We start from the raw sequence: 15,213 nt of genomic DNA, 5'->3' as shown, positions 1-15,213 counted from the left end.
CCACCCAGTCTCTTACCGTGTCCGGCGTGGTGCCGGCGTGTCACCTGCAATGAATCCCAGCGTCTGGAACGTCTCGCGCATATGGGATGGCAGGGGAGCCGCCACCTGCAACCTTCCCCCCGCCGGATGGGGAAACTCCAGCATCCTTGCATGGAGGTGCAGCCTGTCCGGGAAGCCCTCCACATGGGCGGTCTCGCCCCCATAACGGGGATCCCCCAGAATGGGCGTGCCCAGACTCTCCGTATGGACACGCAGCTGATGGGTCCGCCCCGTCCAGGGGGACAGGGCCAGCCAGCTGAAACGCTTGCCCGTGGCATCCAGCGTCTCATAGGAACTCTTGGCACTCATCGCATCCTCCTCCCCACGGGCGACCGGAACGATCAGCGAGGCTCCCCCGGCCCCGACCTTGGCCAGAGGCTGGTCGATCACACCTTCAGCAGGGCTGGGCCGCCCGACAACCACCGCCCAGTAGGTCTTGCTCACCTCACGACCCCGAAAGGCCGCTGCCAGTTTCGCCGCCACGCCGGGCGTGCGGGCCAGCAGCAGGATGCCGGACGTGTCACGGTCAATGCGATGCACGAGGCGGGGCTTGTCCCCTCCCTCCGGCCGCAGGCCCTCCAGCATCATGTCCACGTGCACGGTGATGCCGGGGCCACCCTGTGTCGCCAGCCCGGACGGCTTGTTCAGCACGATCAGCTGGTCATCCTCATAAAGAATCATGTCCCGCAGCTGCTGGACGAGTTCCGGATTGGGCGGTGGCGGCGGTGCCGGGCGGCTCTGGTCCGGCAGAGGGGGGATGCGGATGCTCTGGCCAGGATTGAGCCTTTTATTGGGCTGCACCCGCCCCCCATCAACCCGCACCTGCCCCTTGCGGCACAGCTTCTGCAACCCGCCCTGCGTCAGGTTGGGATAATGACGGCGGAACCAGCGGTCGAGACGCAGATCGGCCTCATCCTCGCTGACGATACGATTCTCAACACTCATGACTGGCGAGATGCCCGTTTCTGCGCCAGCATGTCCAGCCGTTTCCTGATTCTTTCTTCAAATCCACGGTCGACCGGCCTGTAGAGCGTCACCCGCTCCATGCCGTCGGGAAAGTAGTTCTGGCCGGAAACACCGTCCTCGCAGTCATGGTCATATTCGTAGCCCTTCTTGTAGCCCAGCTCCTTCATCAGGGCTGTCGGGGCATTGCGGATATGGGCCGGAGGCATGAGGCTGCCCGTCTGCTTCGCCAGTGCCCTGGCCTCGTTATAGGCCCGATACACCGCATTGGACTTGGAGGCGACCGCCAGATGGACCACCACCTGCGCCAGGGCCACCTCTCCCTCCGGAGAGCCGAGCCTTTCATAGGCCATCGCCCCTGCCTGTGCCAGCGGCAGGGAGGTCGGGTCAGCCTCGCCAATATCCTCACTGGCAAAACGGACGAGGCGGCGAGCAATGTAGCGGGGGTCTTCCCCGCCCTCGAGCATCCGGGCGAACCAGTAAAGCCCCGCATCAGGGTCACTCCCCCGCAGGGATTTGTGCAGGGCGGAGATCAGGTTGTAATGCTCGTCCCGGTCCCTGTCATACAGGACAGGCCGTCGGGACAGGGACCGGGCCAGCTCCTCCGGCCCCAGCGGGCGGGTTCCCTCCTTCGTCAGGGAGAGGAGCTGCTCGACCATGTTCAGCAGATAACGCCCGTCGCCATCCGCCATGGCCCGCAGGGAGGCCCGCCCCTCATCCGTCAGGGGAAGGGACCGCCCCGTCACCGTCTCGGCCCTCACCAGAAGCTGTTCCAGCGCAGCATCGTCCAGCCTGTGCAGGACAAGAACCTGACATCGGGACAGCAGGGCGGAATTCAGAGCAAAGGACGGATTCTCCGTCGTGGCCCCCACCAGCACGACCGTTCCCCGCTCCACATAGGGCAAGAAACCATCCTGCTGCGCCCGGTTGAAACGGTGAATCTCATCCACGAAGAGCAGCGTGCCACGCCCGGTGGCCTCGGCCCTGCGGCGGGCCTCCTCGAAGGCCTTTTTCAGGTCCGCCACACCGGAGAACACGGCCGATATCTTGGCATAGAACAGCCCGACCCGGGCCGCGAGCAGCTGGGCAATGGTCGTCTTGCCACAACCCGGCCCGCCCCAGAGGATCAGGCTGGAGAGATGCCCGCTGGCCAGCATCCGGGTCAGGGTGCCATCCGGCCCCAGAAGATGGGCCTGCCCCTGCACCTCCTCCAGAGACTGCGGACGCAGCCGGTCGGCCAGCGGCCAGGTGCCGGACCGATGAGCTGACGCAGGGGCCGCACGGGCCTCCTCCGGTCTGGCCGCACCATCAGGCCGGGGCGGCTTCTGCGATGGAGGGCCTCCAAAGAGGTCGGGCACCTCATCCGACATCATCATCTCTCCTGCCTTCCGTCATGAAACCACCTGCGGCTTCTCACTCGAACAGACGCCGCAGCACACCGGGTACCAGAGCAGAGAAAGGATTAACATGCATCTCCGGTCTGGCAAGGCTGCCTTCCAGCGTATAGGTCATGGACATGATGCCCCGCCCCTTCTGGGCACCGAAGAAACTGCCTGCCGCACGGTTCACCCCGAAGAAGGGCGAGAGAGTCCCCTGCATGTGCAGCGTGGACTGCCGGAAATCCAGCTGCCCCTTCATCGTGCCACCGGCTATGGCATTGCTGGCACGGGCCTCCTCCAGGTCAAGCCGTCCTCCTGCCACACCAAAGGAGGCCCGAACCTGCACATCCTCGAAACGCCTGCGGGACAGCTGCCCCCAGTGCATCGGAGCCGCTAGGGTGGCGATGACCAGAGGAGCCGGAGGATTCTCAAGATTCATGTGGTCCACCCTCAGCCTGCCACTGAAGGGGGGAAGCCCCAGGCCCAGACCCATGCTGCGCTCCGTCTCCACTCCGGCAGCCACGGGCTGGCAGTGGCCCTGAAGCTCGAACGTCCCCCCTGCCAGCTGGTCATACATCCCCGTGGAGGCCAGCAGCTTCCCGAAATCGGCAATGCTCAGCTTCACGTCCAGGGCACCGATCTGTCCGGGAGCCGGAGACAGGTCGAAACTGACGAAAGGCTGGGCCGCATGGAAAGACGCCGCCTGAAGACGCTGCGCCGCCCAGCGGAGGCTGGCCGTCACATGGCGGGCCTGCTGTTCCTTACCGTAAATCATGCGGGCGGCACTCAGCCCGATGCTCCAGATGCCCGGCGGCAGGACAGGCTTCACGCCATGCGTGGCCCTCTTCCGTACTCCGGCACTGCCGGTCTCCCTGTCACTCCGGCCAGCCTTCCGGCCTCCCAGCCAGGGCGTGATGTCGAGGGTCCCGGCCTGGACGTCAATCTGGTAGTGGCCATCGGCAGAGCCACCCTTCAGCGGCCAGTCCATCACGGCACTGCCCGTGGTCCGGCCAAGCTGGAAGTGGACGAGGCTTAGGCCTCCCAGCTGTCCGTCCCTCATGCGGCCCTCGGCCCGCAGGGCCAGCTGTGGCCCGTAGGCCTGGATGTCATCCAGACGGGTCATGTGCCCGTCCTGCCAGGAAATACTTCCCTGAAGACCCGCCGGAACGCCCAGAGGCTTCTGCCAGAAACTGGCCCTGACCCCCAGCCCGCCAAGGTCCGCCTGCACGAAGGCCGTGCCACGCCGGTGACCAGGCCCCTCACCGAACTGGCTGTAGACGACATGTCCCGTCCCTCTGCCCTGAATGACAGACTCCTGTGTCAGGGCGGCTGGCAGGCCGAGGCTGCGGAACTCGGCGGCTCCCAGCGGAGTTTTCAGGTCCGCCTTCAGCAGGAGGCGGCCCGGCATGTTGGCCTGGAAACTGTCGAACAGGCTGCCCGTCACGACGAGACCCCTGAACTGGGCACCTCCCTTCACGGTCAGCCCTGAATCGGTGATGGACAGATGGCCCCAGCCCTCCTGTATGTGCCCCAGTGAGGGCATGACCAGCCATATCTTCTGGAGGTCGAACTCCGCACCGAACGACATTTCCTTCATCTGAATGTGGCTTCGGAGAGGAAGCGTCAGGGAGAGGACGCCTTTCAGCGTGCCCCCCGTCTCGGCGGGATTGACCGGGTTGCGGGACAGAAGATTGAGGCGGGGGCTGGACAGGACACTGACGAAAGCCGGAAGCGGCCCTTCCAGACCCAGAGAAAAATCCCCCGTCTGTTCATGAGACAGCAGGCCGGAGAGGATGATGCGCCCCGTCGGCACGGCAACGCTGCCCCCCCGCCCGTCAGCCAGATGGCCGTGCTGCACGTCGATCAGCAGGCGGCCATCATCAAGAAAACGGGCCTGGGCATCTTCGCCGGTCACCGGCTGCATGCCGTCCATCCATGTGACATCCAGCCCATGACCGACCAGATCACCCCCCAGCTTCGTCACGTCCAGCCCGCCCCAGCCGGAATGGCTGGTGAAACTGAGCTGGAGATTCAGGTTCTCACCACGACCGGCCGTCATGTTCGTCGTCATCCAGCGTCGGGCACCTTTGGCCGTTCCATCCGGCCAGACACTGGCCAGAGTGGCGAAGTCAAAGGCCGCCACATGGCCATCAACGGTCAGCCCGATCTCACGGGGGCTGGTCAGATGATCCATCCGGCCATGCGCATCCAGAATGAACGGCACCGTCCTGTTGAGGGAATCCAGGGCCTTGAGGTCCATATGCAGGGTCATGGCCAGAGGCTCGGCCTGCCCGGCCTGTGCAGGTCCAAGCCGGAATGTCGACCGGGCAGCGGTCAGCCGGAACGGTATCTTCCCGGGCCGGTCAATCTCACCAGCCCCGACCTCCATCTCGCCATCCATGTGATCGAACTGCCCGAACAGATCACGCCCGTTGAGCTGCCCTTCCAGATGGAAAGAGAGGGGCAGGTTCGGGATGGCCAGCCCCTTTTCCTGCTCCGGGGACAGTGGCAGCCATGATGCCAGAACCGGCAGACGGAAAGGGGAGACGCTCAGCTTCCAATGCGTCCTGTCCGCCCCATCAGGAGCCATGTCTCCCGTCAGCCGGACCGTGGACATGCCCGGAGCGTCCCCAAGCCCCGGGGCCTGGATGGTCGCCACCACCTGCCCCTGCCAGCCCGTCTGCCAGGCATAGTCCGCCTTCAGCTCCGGCAGGGCGACGACCATCGTGGAATCGGGCCGGGTCTCATCACGGACCGTCAGCTCGATGTCATGCAGATCAAGATGATAGGGTATGACGGAAGCGAGGGACGGCCCGCCACCCCCATGCCGGGCAGCGTTGCGCTTCAGGCTTCCCAGCCCGAAATGCCCCTCTCCGTCCCTGAAGGCCGTCAGACGCAGCCCTTGCACATCCAGCGACCGGATGCCCAGCCGGCCATGCAGCAGGCTGGCCAGCTTGAAGACGACCCCGACATGCTCCAGCATCTGCACCGGCATGTCAGCCTCGACCGGGCCGCCATCACCTCCGGCCGCTCCCGCACGGAACCGGACCCCGTCCATGCTCAGCAGCAGCTTTGCCGAATGGCCCTTCTGTCTGGGTTTCCACGAAAGGGCCATGTGCTCCCAGCTGAGCGTACCACCACCCGGATGGGCGAACGGCTCACCCCAGCGATGGGACAGGCCCGTCACGTCCAGCGGTCCCTGTGCCAGCCGCCCCAGCAGCAGGGCCGTGACCAGCAGCAGCCCCACCAGTGGTACCAGAAGCCCGAAAGCCACACGTCGCAAAATCGTCTGCCATGTCATGACACAAAAACCCAGACAAAGGGACCACCAGCGGAAGCCCACAGGAAAGAAACACCGGGCAGCCTGGCTCAGGGGACGCAGCGGACCGGCAGACATGAAAAACCCACGCCTCCGGAGCGGCAGACCGGCGACGGAACGGCAGGCGGGGCCTGCATCAGAGCTGGGCCAGAGCCTCCTGCACCCATTCAACATGCTGGGCCGGACGGACCCTGCGCCTGAAAGCGGCAACACGGCCCTCGGCATCAATCAGGAAGGAGCTGCGCTCAATGCCCATGAACTCCTTCCCGTACAGTTTCTTCTTCACCCACACGCCATAGGCCTCTGCCAGACCGTGGTCGCTATCCGACAGGAGCGTGAAGGTCAGGGCCTGTTTCGTGATGAACTTCTCCAGCGCACCCACGCCATCCGGACTGACCCCAAGCACCTTCAGCCCCTCACCACCGGGAACACGCAGCTCGGCAAGATGGTCCCGCAGGTCACAGGCCTGCGTCGTGCAGCCCGGCGTGGAGGCCCGTGGATAGAAATAGAGCAGATAGGGCCGCCCCCGCAGAGCCTCGCTGCTCACGGTCTCCTCACCCTGGGGTCCTACACCCTCCAGGGAGAAGACCGGTGCCGGACTGCCCACGGCAGGAGCCGTCCCGTCGTCTGTCACTGTCTTCCGTGTCATGATCTTACCGCTCCGTACTGTCTGGCTGGTCCCCATGCGCCACGCTGCCATCCCCGACGGAATCATCCGGGCTGTGGGGCTGATCGGGAACGGACGCATCCGCCCCGCCCCGTGCGCTGCCATCCAATGCCGCACCAGGAACGGGCTGGGCCTGCGCCGGCTGGGCAGGCTGCTTCAGCTTGGCAAGGGGATTGAACTTCTCGAAATCGGCCGGTGGCTGAAAACGGTCCGCCGGTATGTCCTCATACCGCACGGAAACCGCCTGAAGATGCCCCGTCAGGCCATCGGCATCCACGCCATCCTCGGCAAGGATGACACCATCCTCGGTCACGCAGGCCGTCGCCTTGCCATGAGGACTGTCAATGGCCCAGTCCCGGCAGGACACGCCCGCAATCTGCTGCGTGCCGCCGGGATGATAGGTCATGCCCAGCCCGAGGAAGAAAGGATTGTGCAGCCCGTGCAGGGGACGGAGCTGAACATAACGCCGCTCCTTCATGCTGATGAGCGTCATGATCTGGTCGGGACGGTCCAGGATGGTGGCACTCTGCCCGTCGTCAGGATCAATCCTCAGGCGGTCCCCCGAGGCGGCGAACGACACCGTCACCTGATGTTCCGGCACGGTGGCGTCCTTGCCCTGCAACAGCCTGGCCTGGAAACGGTACGTCACCACGGCGTCCCTCGTGGGGGAAAGCGGAGGATGCTCCCCGACCGGGGCGGCACTGGCACCCGCACAGGCCAGCATCATGACCGACCCGAGAGCCGCTGCCAGCGCAGTTCCCGCTCTCCGGCCTGCATCACCCTGCCCCTGCGAGGCTCCCCCGATACGCCACTGCATGAACACTCTCCCTCTCAACATTCTGTCCCGCCCCGTACGCACCGGGCGGTCACGATCCCATGAGCTGGCCCGAGCATATCAGACCACGATGACAGGACCAGAGAGAAAATACCTCATCCGCCGGTCCCCTTTCCTGGACGTTCCGCCAGCCTTTCCAGTTCCGGCCGCAGGGCCTCAAGACTCACGTCGCCCGGCCATCGGGCCTCCTCCTGCATGGCAGCCGCCAGCTTCCGCCCGTATGTGGCGGAGGACACGCCCACACACCCCAGACTGGCCAGATGCGGGGTGACGTACTGCGTGTCCAGCAGGCTGTATCCGCCCTGCCTGAGAGCCGCCATCAGATGCACCAAGGCCATCTTGGAGGCATCCCGCACACGGGACACCATGCTCTCCCCGAAGAAAGCCCCCCGGAGGGACACCCCGTAAAGCCCCCCGACCAAAGCACAGCTCTCCCTGTCCCGCACCTCCACGGAATGGGCATGTCCCTGCCGGTGAAGCTCTCCGTAAAGCTGGCGGATGCGCCCGCTGATCCATGTTTCCGTCCGGGATGGTGTCATCTGGGCACAGGCCAGCATCATGCCGTCGAAATCCTCGTCACTGCACAGACGGTACTGCCCGGCCATGACGGTCCGCATCAGCCTCCGGGGCAGTGCCGGTGTTTCCAGTGGGATGATTCCCCGCTCCTGCGGGCAGAACCATTCCAGCTCGTCACTCTGACTGTCCGGTGCCATGGGGAACACGCCCATGCCATAAGCACGCAGAAGCAGTTCGGATGTGATATGCTCCATTGACCAGCCTTTCCATGCAGGGAAACCGAATCATGTCCAGCCCTTCCCCTTCACGTCCTTCATCACAGACCTACGTCTATACGATCGCTCTGGCCCTGTCCTTTCTCCTGCAGCTGGTCTGGCCTGCGCTAAGTCCGCTCATGGGTGTCATGCGTATTTTCACCCTCATGGGCATCTTCTTTTTCGGACCGCTGGAACTGTACCAGCTCTGCCGGACTGACCGGTACTGAAAACGGGTACGGACAGAAAAGGCGGCTCCCGCCACCGGGAGCCGCCCTTCCACAACCGGATCAGGTCCGCCCTGCTCAGTCTTCCGAACGGCTTCCCCGATAAGCGTCAGCCGCCTCCCTGACGGCAGCACCATGAGTCCGCTCGAGCCTGCGGATGGTGAAATGGGCCTTGGCCAGTGCCCGATAATGGGCAAGGAAAGCCGAATTGATGGCCGCCCCGCACAGGGCACCAGCCACCGGCACCATCTGGGCCGCCAGCTTGCGGGACAGGGCCATGCCATAATGGCCGGCCACCTCGGCCATGAGCATCACGAGCGGCTGGCCACGCATCAGGCCACGGGCGGCGAAGAATCCCAGTTCGCCCTCACCCTTCTGCTCCCCCATGCTCCGCAGGGCGAAGACTTCCAGACAGGCCCGGCGTGTCTCCTCGCTCCGCAGGTCCTCGCCATTTTCCAGAGCGATGGCGGCGATCTCCCGCATGATGGCCAGCGTGGTGAACCCGACATCCGGTGCCATGCTGGCAAAGCCGCCAAAGCCGCCAGCCGCACCGGAGACCGCCACGGCGGCCTGTATCAGATTCTCACGCCGTGCCCCGGACCCGCCCCCCTTGCGGTCCAGACCCACGATGGCCAGACGGTAGGCCTGATCCAGTGCGTTACTGGCCAGCTTCTGGAGTTTTGCCTGAAGGCCCGGCGCAAGGGAAAGGCCCTGAAGGCCCAGATGCGTGGCCCGGCCGACCGCACCGCCCATCAGGTCCCCCAGGCGGGCCAGAGTCCCCCGGCCCTTCTCCACGCCATCCAGCACGGCATGAAGCTGGGACAGGGCTTCCGTATCAAGGTCCTGAGACAGGAAACTCGCACTGGGTACATGCTCCTTGCGCTGTTCCGTCATGGTCTGAATCTCCTCGTTTCCTGAGCGGGCCGCCCGAAGGACCGGTCCAATGTTACTGCGCCTTTTCCCACTGGCCCCTGCGGGTCAGGTAGGCGAACTCTTCCTCCGTCACCGGGGCAACAGAAAGGCGGGACTGCCTGAGCAGTGCCATGTTTTCCAGAGCCGGGTCCGCCTTGATCTCTGCCAGCGTGACGGGAGAGCGGAACGCCCCGTCGGCCTTCACGTCCACGCAGACCCAGCGGGGATCATCCGCCGTCGGGTCCGGAAAGGCCTCACGCACGACCTCGACCACGCCCACGATGCGTTTCTCCGTCACGGAATGATAGAACAGTGCCCTGTCCCCGCACTTCATGGCGGCAAGATTGTTGCGGGCCTGATAGTTCCGCACGCCGGTCCACGGTTCGACATCATTCTTCACCTGCTCGTCCCACGAGAAGGAAGCCGGTTCTGATTTGATCAGCCAGAAGGCCATGCGTCACTGTCTCCCTGGTTCTCCGGATGGTGGACTCCTTCCCCTCCGGCAGACTGATACATGCAGCCATATCGTGTATGGCATCCCGCTTTACAATGCCCGACTTCAGGGCATTTTCAAAGCGGACGGCCTGCCGGACCCCTGAGCGATGAAGAAACGGAACATTTTTTCATTTCTCTTCTGTCCGGGAAGCCGCCATACTCTCCCCCATGCTTCCATCCCCGTCTCCATCAGGCCGGTGGGCGAACAGTCCGGCCCGGTTCCTGCATGTCACCCGCCCCATCGCCCTGCCCTGCCTGTCTGTCGGGCTGGCGGTGCTGGCTGCCGGGCTGATCTGGGGCCTCTGCTTCGCCCCGGCAGACTGGCAGCAGGGCGAAACGGTACGCATCATGTATCTGCATGTGCCCATGGCGTGGCTGGCTTCTGCCGGTTACGTGCTGCTGGCCGCCTGCGGACTGCTTTCCCTCGTCTGGCGGCATCCGCTGGCCGGTGTCATCGCCCTTGAGGCCGGGCCGCTGGGAGCCACGGCCGCCGCCCTGTGCCTGATCACCGGGTCGCTCTGGGGCAAGCCGGGCTGGGGGACATGGTGGGTCTGGGACGCCCGGCTGACCTCCATGCTCGTGCTGTTCTTCCTCTATCTCGGGCACATCCTGACCATCCGGGCCTTCGATGACCCCGTGCGGGGCCAGCGGGCGGCCGCCCTGCTGGCTCTGGCCGGTGTGGTGGACCTGCCCGTCATCAAGTTCAGCGTGCAGTGGTGGAACACCCTGCACCAGCCCGACAGCATCACCCTGACCGGTGCCCCTACCATGGCCATGAGCATGTTCTGGCCCCTGCTCGTCTGCACGGCAGGCTTCACGCTGACGGGAACGGCCCTGCTCCTCATACGCTGCCGGGCCGCCCTGCTGGAACGTCGTGCCCAAGCCCTTGCCCTGCGGGATGTCTCACCATGACCTTGCCCGCCTTCTGGCCCCCGCACTGGGGGTTCGTGCTGGCCAGCTACGGGCTGGTCATCACCGTTCTGGTCGTGACGGTCGGCAGCAGCCTGCTCCGCCTCCACCGGGCCACAAGGCGGCTTGCCCTCATGCAGCGTCTCCAGCAGAAAGCGGCAAGTCGGCCAGCCGGACAGGAAAGGGATTAACAGCCCGCCTTCGTGTCTTTAAACGGGAACGGTATGTCTGCGTCATTTCCCCTCACCCGCCGCAAGGCCGGACGTTTCTGGATCATCCTGGCCTGCCTGCTCTGCCTTGGCGGTGCGGTCGGGCTGGTCCTCAATGCGCTTTCCAGCACCATCGTCTTCTTCATGGCCCCTTCGCAGGTGCTGGCCCATCCGCCTGCCCCGGCGCAGACCATCCGGCTGGGCGGCATGGTCGTGGCCGGGTCCCTCCACACCGGCAGGGCCTCCGACGACACGCCAGAGGCCCGCTTTGACGTGACGGACGGGCAGGCTGCCGTCACCGTGCAGTACCGGGGCATCCTGCCGGACCTGTTCCGGGAAGGGCAGAGCGTGGTGGCTCTGGGGCGGTATGATGGCCACGGCTTCACCGCCAGCGAGGTCCTCGCCAAGCATGATGAAACCTACATGCCCAAGGAGGTTGCCGACGCCCTCCAGAAGAGCGGCCGGTGGGACCCCCGTTTCGGCCCTCCTCCCAACGCCGCCGACTGGAACAGCATGACCGTGCCCCGCCCGGACACACCTCCCGGGCCAGGGGCCGCACCGTGACATGATCGTGCTGGCCACCATCCTCTGTCCCGAAAGTGGGCATTTTGCGCTGGCTCTAGCCTGTGCCCTAGCCCTCATGCAGGGCGTCCTGCCGCTGGCCGGTCTCCGCCGGGCGGACAGCCCCCTGACGGCCCTAGCCCGCCCTCTGGCCCTCAGCCAGTGTCTTGCCCTGCTTTTCTCATGGGCTTGTCTCATCACCGCCTCTCTGGGCAATGATTTCTCCCTGAAGCTCATTGCCGAAACCTCGGCCATCAACAAGCCGTGGGCCTACAAGATCGCCGGTCTCTGGGGCAATCATGAGGGTTCCCTCCTGCTCTGGGTCACGCTGCTGAGCCTCTGGTGTGCAGGGCTGGCCCTTCTCCCCGGCCAGAGTCCTACCCAGCCGGAAGGACTGCCCCTCCGCCTGCGGGCACGGCTTCTGGCCCTGCTGGGACTGGTGGGAGCGGGCTTCCAGCTCTTCTGCCTGACGACCTCCAACCCCTTCCTGCGGCTCTGGCCCGTTCCGGCCGACGGGATGGGCATGAATCCACTCCTTCAGGACCCCGGCCTCGCCGTACATCCGCCGCTGCTCTACAGCGGTTATGTCGGCTTTGCCGTGCCATTCGCCTTTGCCATCAGTGCACTGCTGGAAGGAAAGGCCGACGCCCTCTGGGCACGCCACATGCGCCCGTGGGTCATCAGTGCCTGGGCCCTGCTGACGCTGGGCATCACGCTCGGGTCGTGGTGGTCCTATTCCGTGCTGGGCTGGGGGGGATACTGGTTCTGGGACCCGGTGGAAAATGCCGCCCTCATCCCATGGCTGACGGGCACGGCCCTGCTGCACAGCGTTCTGGTCGTGGAGAAACGCAATCTGCTGCACGTCTGGTGCCTGCTGCTGGCGATTGCCACCTTCGCCTTTTCCCTCTCCGGGACGTTCCTCGTCCGGTCTGGCATTCTCAATTCCGTCCATGCCTTCGCCAACGACCCGGCCCGAGGACTGTTCATTCTGGGGCTTCTGGGCCTGTATGGCGGCGGCAGCCTGCTACTCTTCGCCATCCGTGCCCCTTCCCTGCCCACCCCGCAGGCAGGTTTCTCACCCCTCTCCCGTGAGAGTGCGCTGCTGCTCAACAACATCCTGCTCTGCACGCTCTGCGCCGTCGTGCTGACGGGGACGCTCTACCCCCCCTTCATGCAGCTGCTCTTTGGCCGCACCCTCTCCGTTGGCAAACCCTTCTTTGACGCCACGACCATTCCGCTCACCCTGCCGCTTCTGGCCGTCATGGGGGTGAGCATGGCCCTGCCGTGGCGACAGGCCAGAACGGACAGGCTCCTGCCCCGTCTGGTCCCGGCCCTGCTCATCACGGCCGGAACCATCCTTCCCGCCTTCTGGCTGTTCCCCACACCGCTGGCGGCCTTGGCAGCCCTGCTGGCCCTGTGGGTCATCAGTGCCGCCCTCTGTGACCTGTTCCTCCGCCTGCGTGGCCTGCCAGCAGGAGACCGCCAGCTGCACCGCCTGCCCCGCAGTCTCTGGGCTGCCAGTCTGGCCCATGTCGGCGTGGGAGTGACCATCCTCGGTCTCTGCGGCATGGCGGGCAGCCAGGAACGCCTCATAGAGGCCAGACCCGGCACACATGCCACGCTGACTGGACGGGACTGGGAACTGACCGCCCTGACCCCACATCACGGCCCCAATTATGAGGCTGTGGAAGCCCACCTGACCATCCGCCGTCACGATGCCCACGGGCCGGTTCTCGCCGACCTGACGCCGGAGATCCGCCTCTTCCCCCAACAGGGGCAGCGCACGCTTCATGTCGCCATCCTCCACCGCCCGCTGGAAGACCTCTATGCCGCCCTTGGCAGCGTGAAGGAAGAGCGTGACCCACGGGGACAGAGCCATTACAGTGCCATCCTGCGCCTGCATGAAAATCCTCTGGCCTCATGGATATGGCTGGGCGGCATCATCATGGCCCTTGGCGGGGGACTGCATCTGCTGCCCTCACGGCGGCGGCCGAAACCGGTGGAAGGGAAGGTCGGATCATGCCACTGACACGCCGTCATCTTCTGGCCGCCCTGCCCGTCCTGGGGGCTGCGGGGCTGGGACTTGGATTCATCAGGATGCTTCATGGACTGGATCGGGGGCAGTTTGATCCCAGAGCCATCAACACTCCGCTGACGGGCCAGCCCGTGCCGGATTTCCCCGCTCTCTCCTCCCTGCCCGGACAGGCCGGGCTGACCCGGGAAGACTTCAGGACCATGACGCAGCCGGTCCTGCTGTCCGTCTGGGCCTCATGGTGCCTGCCCTGCGTGGAGGAAATTCCGTTCATCAGCCAGCTTGCCGCCTCCCTCGCCGCACCCCAGGAGGGCCGTGACGCACCACTGGCCCTCTGGGGCCTCTGCTACAGGGACCAGCCCGCCAGTGCCGCCCGCTGGCTGGAACGAGCAGGCCAGCCTTTCACCCGGCTTGGTCTGGATCAGGACGGGCAGGCCGCCATTGAATGGGGCGTGACCGGCGTGCCGGAAGCCTTTCTCATCATGCCTGACCCGCAGGTGGGTGGACGGATTGTCTGGCATGGAACAGATGCCCTGACGGATGCGGCCTACCAGACCCATGTCGTTCCGTATCTGAAGGCGGCACCATGAGGCTGGCCGTCGCCCTGCTCCTGCTGCTTCTCGTCAGCCCGGCCTGTCTGGCCGTGGACACGCCGGATGAAATGCTGCCTGACCCGACCCTAGAACGGGAGGCCCAGCAGATCGGCCAGCAGCTCCGCTGCCTCGTCTGCCAGAATGAGAGCATCGAGGAGAGTTCCGCCCCTCTGGCCAGGGACCTGCGCCATGCCGTCCGCCAGCAGCTCCAGCAGGGGCGTACGGCGAAAGAGATCAGGGCCTGGATGGTCCAGCGATACGGAGAGTTCATCCGGCTTCGCCCTGCCTTCTCGCCAGCCACGGCCCTGCTCTGGCTCATGCCCCTGCTCGGCCTCATGGTGGCCCTGTTTCTGACCTGCCGTCTCTGGCACCGTCCCGCTCCGCCACCGGCCCCCCTCACGCCGGAAGAACGCCGCACTCTGGACAGCCTGCTGAAAAAGGACTGACCCATGTCACTGCTGATCGTTGCCCTCATCTGCCTGTTCATCGGGCTGCCCATCGGCCTCAGCCTCATCCTGCGGGTGAAGGTCTCCAGCCAGACGGACGACCCCACCCTGTCCCTCTACAGACGTCGGCTTGATTCGCTGGAACGGGACCGGAAGGCCGGCCTGCTGGAGAAACAGCCCTATGACGCAGCCCGCATCGAGACGGAGCGGGAGATCGTCAACCATGTCTCCACCCCGCCCCGAAGCCTCTCCAGCGCAGGCAATGCCCACAAGGTCATCGGCCTCGCCAGCCTGCTGCTCATCCCCCTGCTGGCCCTGCTTCTCTATGCCATCAATGGCCAGCCCTTCTTCGGACCGCAGCCTGCCAGCCAGATTCCGGCATCCGCCTTCAGGACCTCGCCCATCAGCCCACCGGCCAGCACCATGACGCCTTCATCCGGCACGCAGGGGAGCAGACCATGAAACCCGGCCCGTCACCTTTCGCCCGCCTGACCCGCACGGCCGCCACACGGCTGGACCATACTCCCCAGGCCCTGCCCGGCCGCAGCCTGAGTGCCTGCCCCTGCTGCCACCAGCCCATGCAGAGCACGGCCAGCCTCTGCCCCCACTGTCGGGCCGAGAAACATTATGGACCCGTGAGACGGGAAAACCTGATCTGCTCCCTCTGCGGTCTGGCCTTGATCCTGGGCCTCACCCGGCTGCTCTTTCCCCAGCTCTTCGCCCCCTTCTCCCTCTGGGTGATTCCGCTCATGCTGGCCGGGCTGGTGGCGGGCTTCATCTTCGCCCAGTTCCGCTTTGCCGGGGACCGGTGGCTGCACCTCCGCAAAGACTGAAGGCGGGTTCCTTTTCACCCTTCA

17 protein-coding genes are annotated in these 15,213 nt (G+C 65.3%); 9 read left to right on the top strand and 8 right to left on the bottom strand.

Annotation, left to right across the window (positions count from 1 at the left end; translation table 11 throughout):
- Positions 1-12 precede the first annotated feature (12 nt).
- From CPA56_RS00875 to aat, 6 genes are all read right to left on the bottom strand, one after another.
- Entirely contained in the window at positions 13-984 is a 972-nt protein-coding gene (locus tag CPA56_RS00875) for an RluA family pseudouridine synthase (protein ID WP_182040168.1), read from the bottom strand.
- On the bottom strand, positions 981-2,378 hold the full coding sequence (locus CPA56_RS00870) for a replication-associated recombination protein A (RefSeq protein ID WP_182040167.1): 1,398 nt from the start codon (positions 2,376-2,378) through the stop codon (positions 981-983). The genes CPA56_RS00875 and CPA56_RS00870 overlap by 4 nt, the downstream gene beginning before the upstream one ends.
- Positions 2,379-2,415: 37 nt before the next feature.
- Positions 2,416-5,682: an AsmA-like C-terminal region-containing protein gene (locus tag CPA56_RS00865; RefSeq protein ID WP_182040166.1), complete on the bottom strand. Its 3,267-nt coding sequence runs from the start codon at positions 5,680-5,682 to the stop codon at positions 2,416-2,418.
- 154 nt (positions 5,683-5,836) lie between these two features.
- Positions 5,837-6,349 (bottom strand): thioredoxin-dependent thiol peroxidase, encoded by a 513-nt coding sequence (gene bcp, locus CPA56_RS00860; protein ID WP_182040165.1) that lies wholly within the window; start codon positions 6,347-6,349, stop codon positions 5,837-5,839.
- A 4-nt stretch (positions 6,350-6,353) separates the two neighbouring features.
- Positions 6,354-7,184 (bottom strand): hypothetical protein, encoded by an 831-nt coding sequence (locus tag CPA56_RS00855; RefSeq protein WP_229707247.1) that lies wholly within the window; start codon positions 7,182-7,184, stop codon positions 6,354-6,356.
- A 113-nt stretch (positions 7,185-7,297) separates the two neighbouring features.
- Entirely contained in the window at positions 7,298-7,972 is a 675-nt protein-coding gene (gene aat / locus CPA56_RS00850; protein WP_182040164.1) for a leucyl/phenylalanyl-tRNA--protein transferase, read from the bottom strand.
- Positions 7,973-8,004: 32 nt separating this feature from the next.
- Here aat and CPA56_RS00845 point away from each other — a divergent pair, with 32 nt between their 5' ends.
- On the top strand, positions 8,005-8,202 hold the full coding sequence (locus CPA56_RS00845) for a hypothetical protein (protein ID WP_182040163.1): 198 nt from the start codon (positions 8,005-8,007) through the stop codon (positions 8,200-8,202).
- Positions 8,203-8,277: 75 nt separating this feature from the next.
- Here the strand turns inward: CPA56_RS00845 and CPA56_RS00840 are convergent, their stop codons facing one another.
- Both CPA56_RS00840 and CPA56_RS00835 read right to left on the bottom strand, forming a co-directional pair.
- Positions 8,278-9,093, bottom strand: coding sequence for an EcsC family protein (locus tag CPA56_RS00840; RefSeq protein WP_182040162.1), 816 nt, complete (start codon positions 9,091-9,093; stop codon positions 8,278-8,280).
- A 52-nt stretch (positions 9,094-9,145) separates the two neighbouring features.
- A complete protein-coding gene (locus CPA56_RS00835) occupies positions 9,146-9,565 on the bottom strand; it encodes an EVE domain-containing protein (protein WP_182040161.1) in 420 nt (139 codons plus the stop codon).
- Between the two features lie 209 nt (positions 9,566-9,774).
- On the opposite strand from CPA56_RS00835, the gene ccmC reads away from it, so the two are divergent.
- Genes ccmC through CPA56_RS00795 form a run of 8 tightly spaced genes read left to right on the top strand, consistent with a single transcriptional unit; the run spans position 9,775 to position 15,189 of the window.
- Positions 9,775-10,518, top strand: a complete 744-nt coding sequence (gene ccmC, locus CPA56_RS00830) for a heme ABC transporter permease CcmC (protein WP_182040160.1) — start codon at positions 9,775-9,777, stop codon at positions 10,516-10,518.
- Entirely contained in the window at positions 10,515-10,706 is a 192-nt protein-coding gene (gene ccmD / locus CPA56_RS00825; protein ID WP_182040159.1) for a heme exporter protein CcmD, read from the top strand. The genes ccmC and ccmD overlap by 4 nt, the downstream gene beginning before the upstream one ends.
- Positions 10,707-10,739: 33 nt before the next feature.
- On the top strand, positions 10,740-11,288 hold the full coding sequence (ccmE, locus tag CPA56_RS00820; RefSeq protein ID WP_182040158.1) for a cytochrome c maturation protein CcmE: 549 nt from the start codon (positions 10,740-10,742) through the stop codon (positions 11,286-11,288).
- A 1-nt stretch (position 11,289) separates the two neighbouring features.
- Positions 11,290-13,314: a heme lyase CcmF/NrfE family subunit gene (locus CPA56_RS00815; protein WP_182040157.1), complete on the top strand. Its 2,025-nt coding sequence runs from the start codon at positions 11,290-11,292 to the stop codon at positions 13,312-13,314.
- A complete protein-coding gene (locus CPA56_RS00810) occupies positions 13,305-13,907 on the top strand; it encodes a redoxin domain-containing protein (protein WP_182040156.1) in 603 nt (200 codons plus the stop codon). The genes CPA56_RS00815 and CPA56_RS00810 overlap by 10 nt, the downstream gene beginning before the upstream one ends.
- Entirely contained in the window at positions 13,904-14,356 is a 453-nt protein-coding gene (locus CPA56_RS00805; RefSeq protein ID WP_182040155.1) for a cytochrome c-type biogenesis protein, read from the top strand. The genes CPA56_RS00810 and CPA56_RS00805 overlap by 4 nt, the downstream gene beginning before the upstream one ends.
- 3 nt (positions 14,357-14,359) lie before the next feature.
- Complete coding sequence (gene ccmI, locus CPA56_RS00800; RefSeq protein ID WP_182040154.1) at positions 14,360-14,818, top strand: c-type cytochrome biogenesis protein CcmI; 459 nt, start codon at positions 14,360-14,362, stop codon at positions 14,816-14,818.
- Positions 14,815-15,189: a hypothetical protein gene (locus tag CPA56_RS00795; RefSeq protein ID WP_182040153.1), complete on the top strand. Its 375-nt coding sequence runs from the start codon at positions 14,815-14,817 to the stop codon at positions 15,187-15,189. Before ccmI ends, CPA56_RS00795 begins: the two co-directional genes overlap by 4 nt.
- Positions 15,190-15,213 lie beyond the last annotated feature (24 nt).

This window comes from Bombella mellum, from assembly GCF_014048465.1.
Lineage (GTDB): Bacteria > Pseudomonadota > Alphaproteobacteria > Acetobacterales > Acetobacteraceae > Bombella > Bombella mellum.
This window is presented reverse-complemented; position numbering and strand designations above follow the sequence as displayed.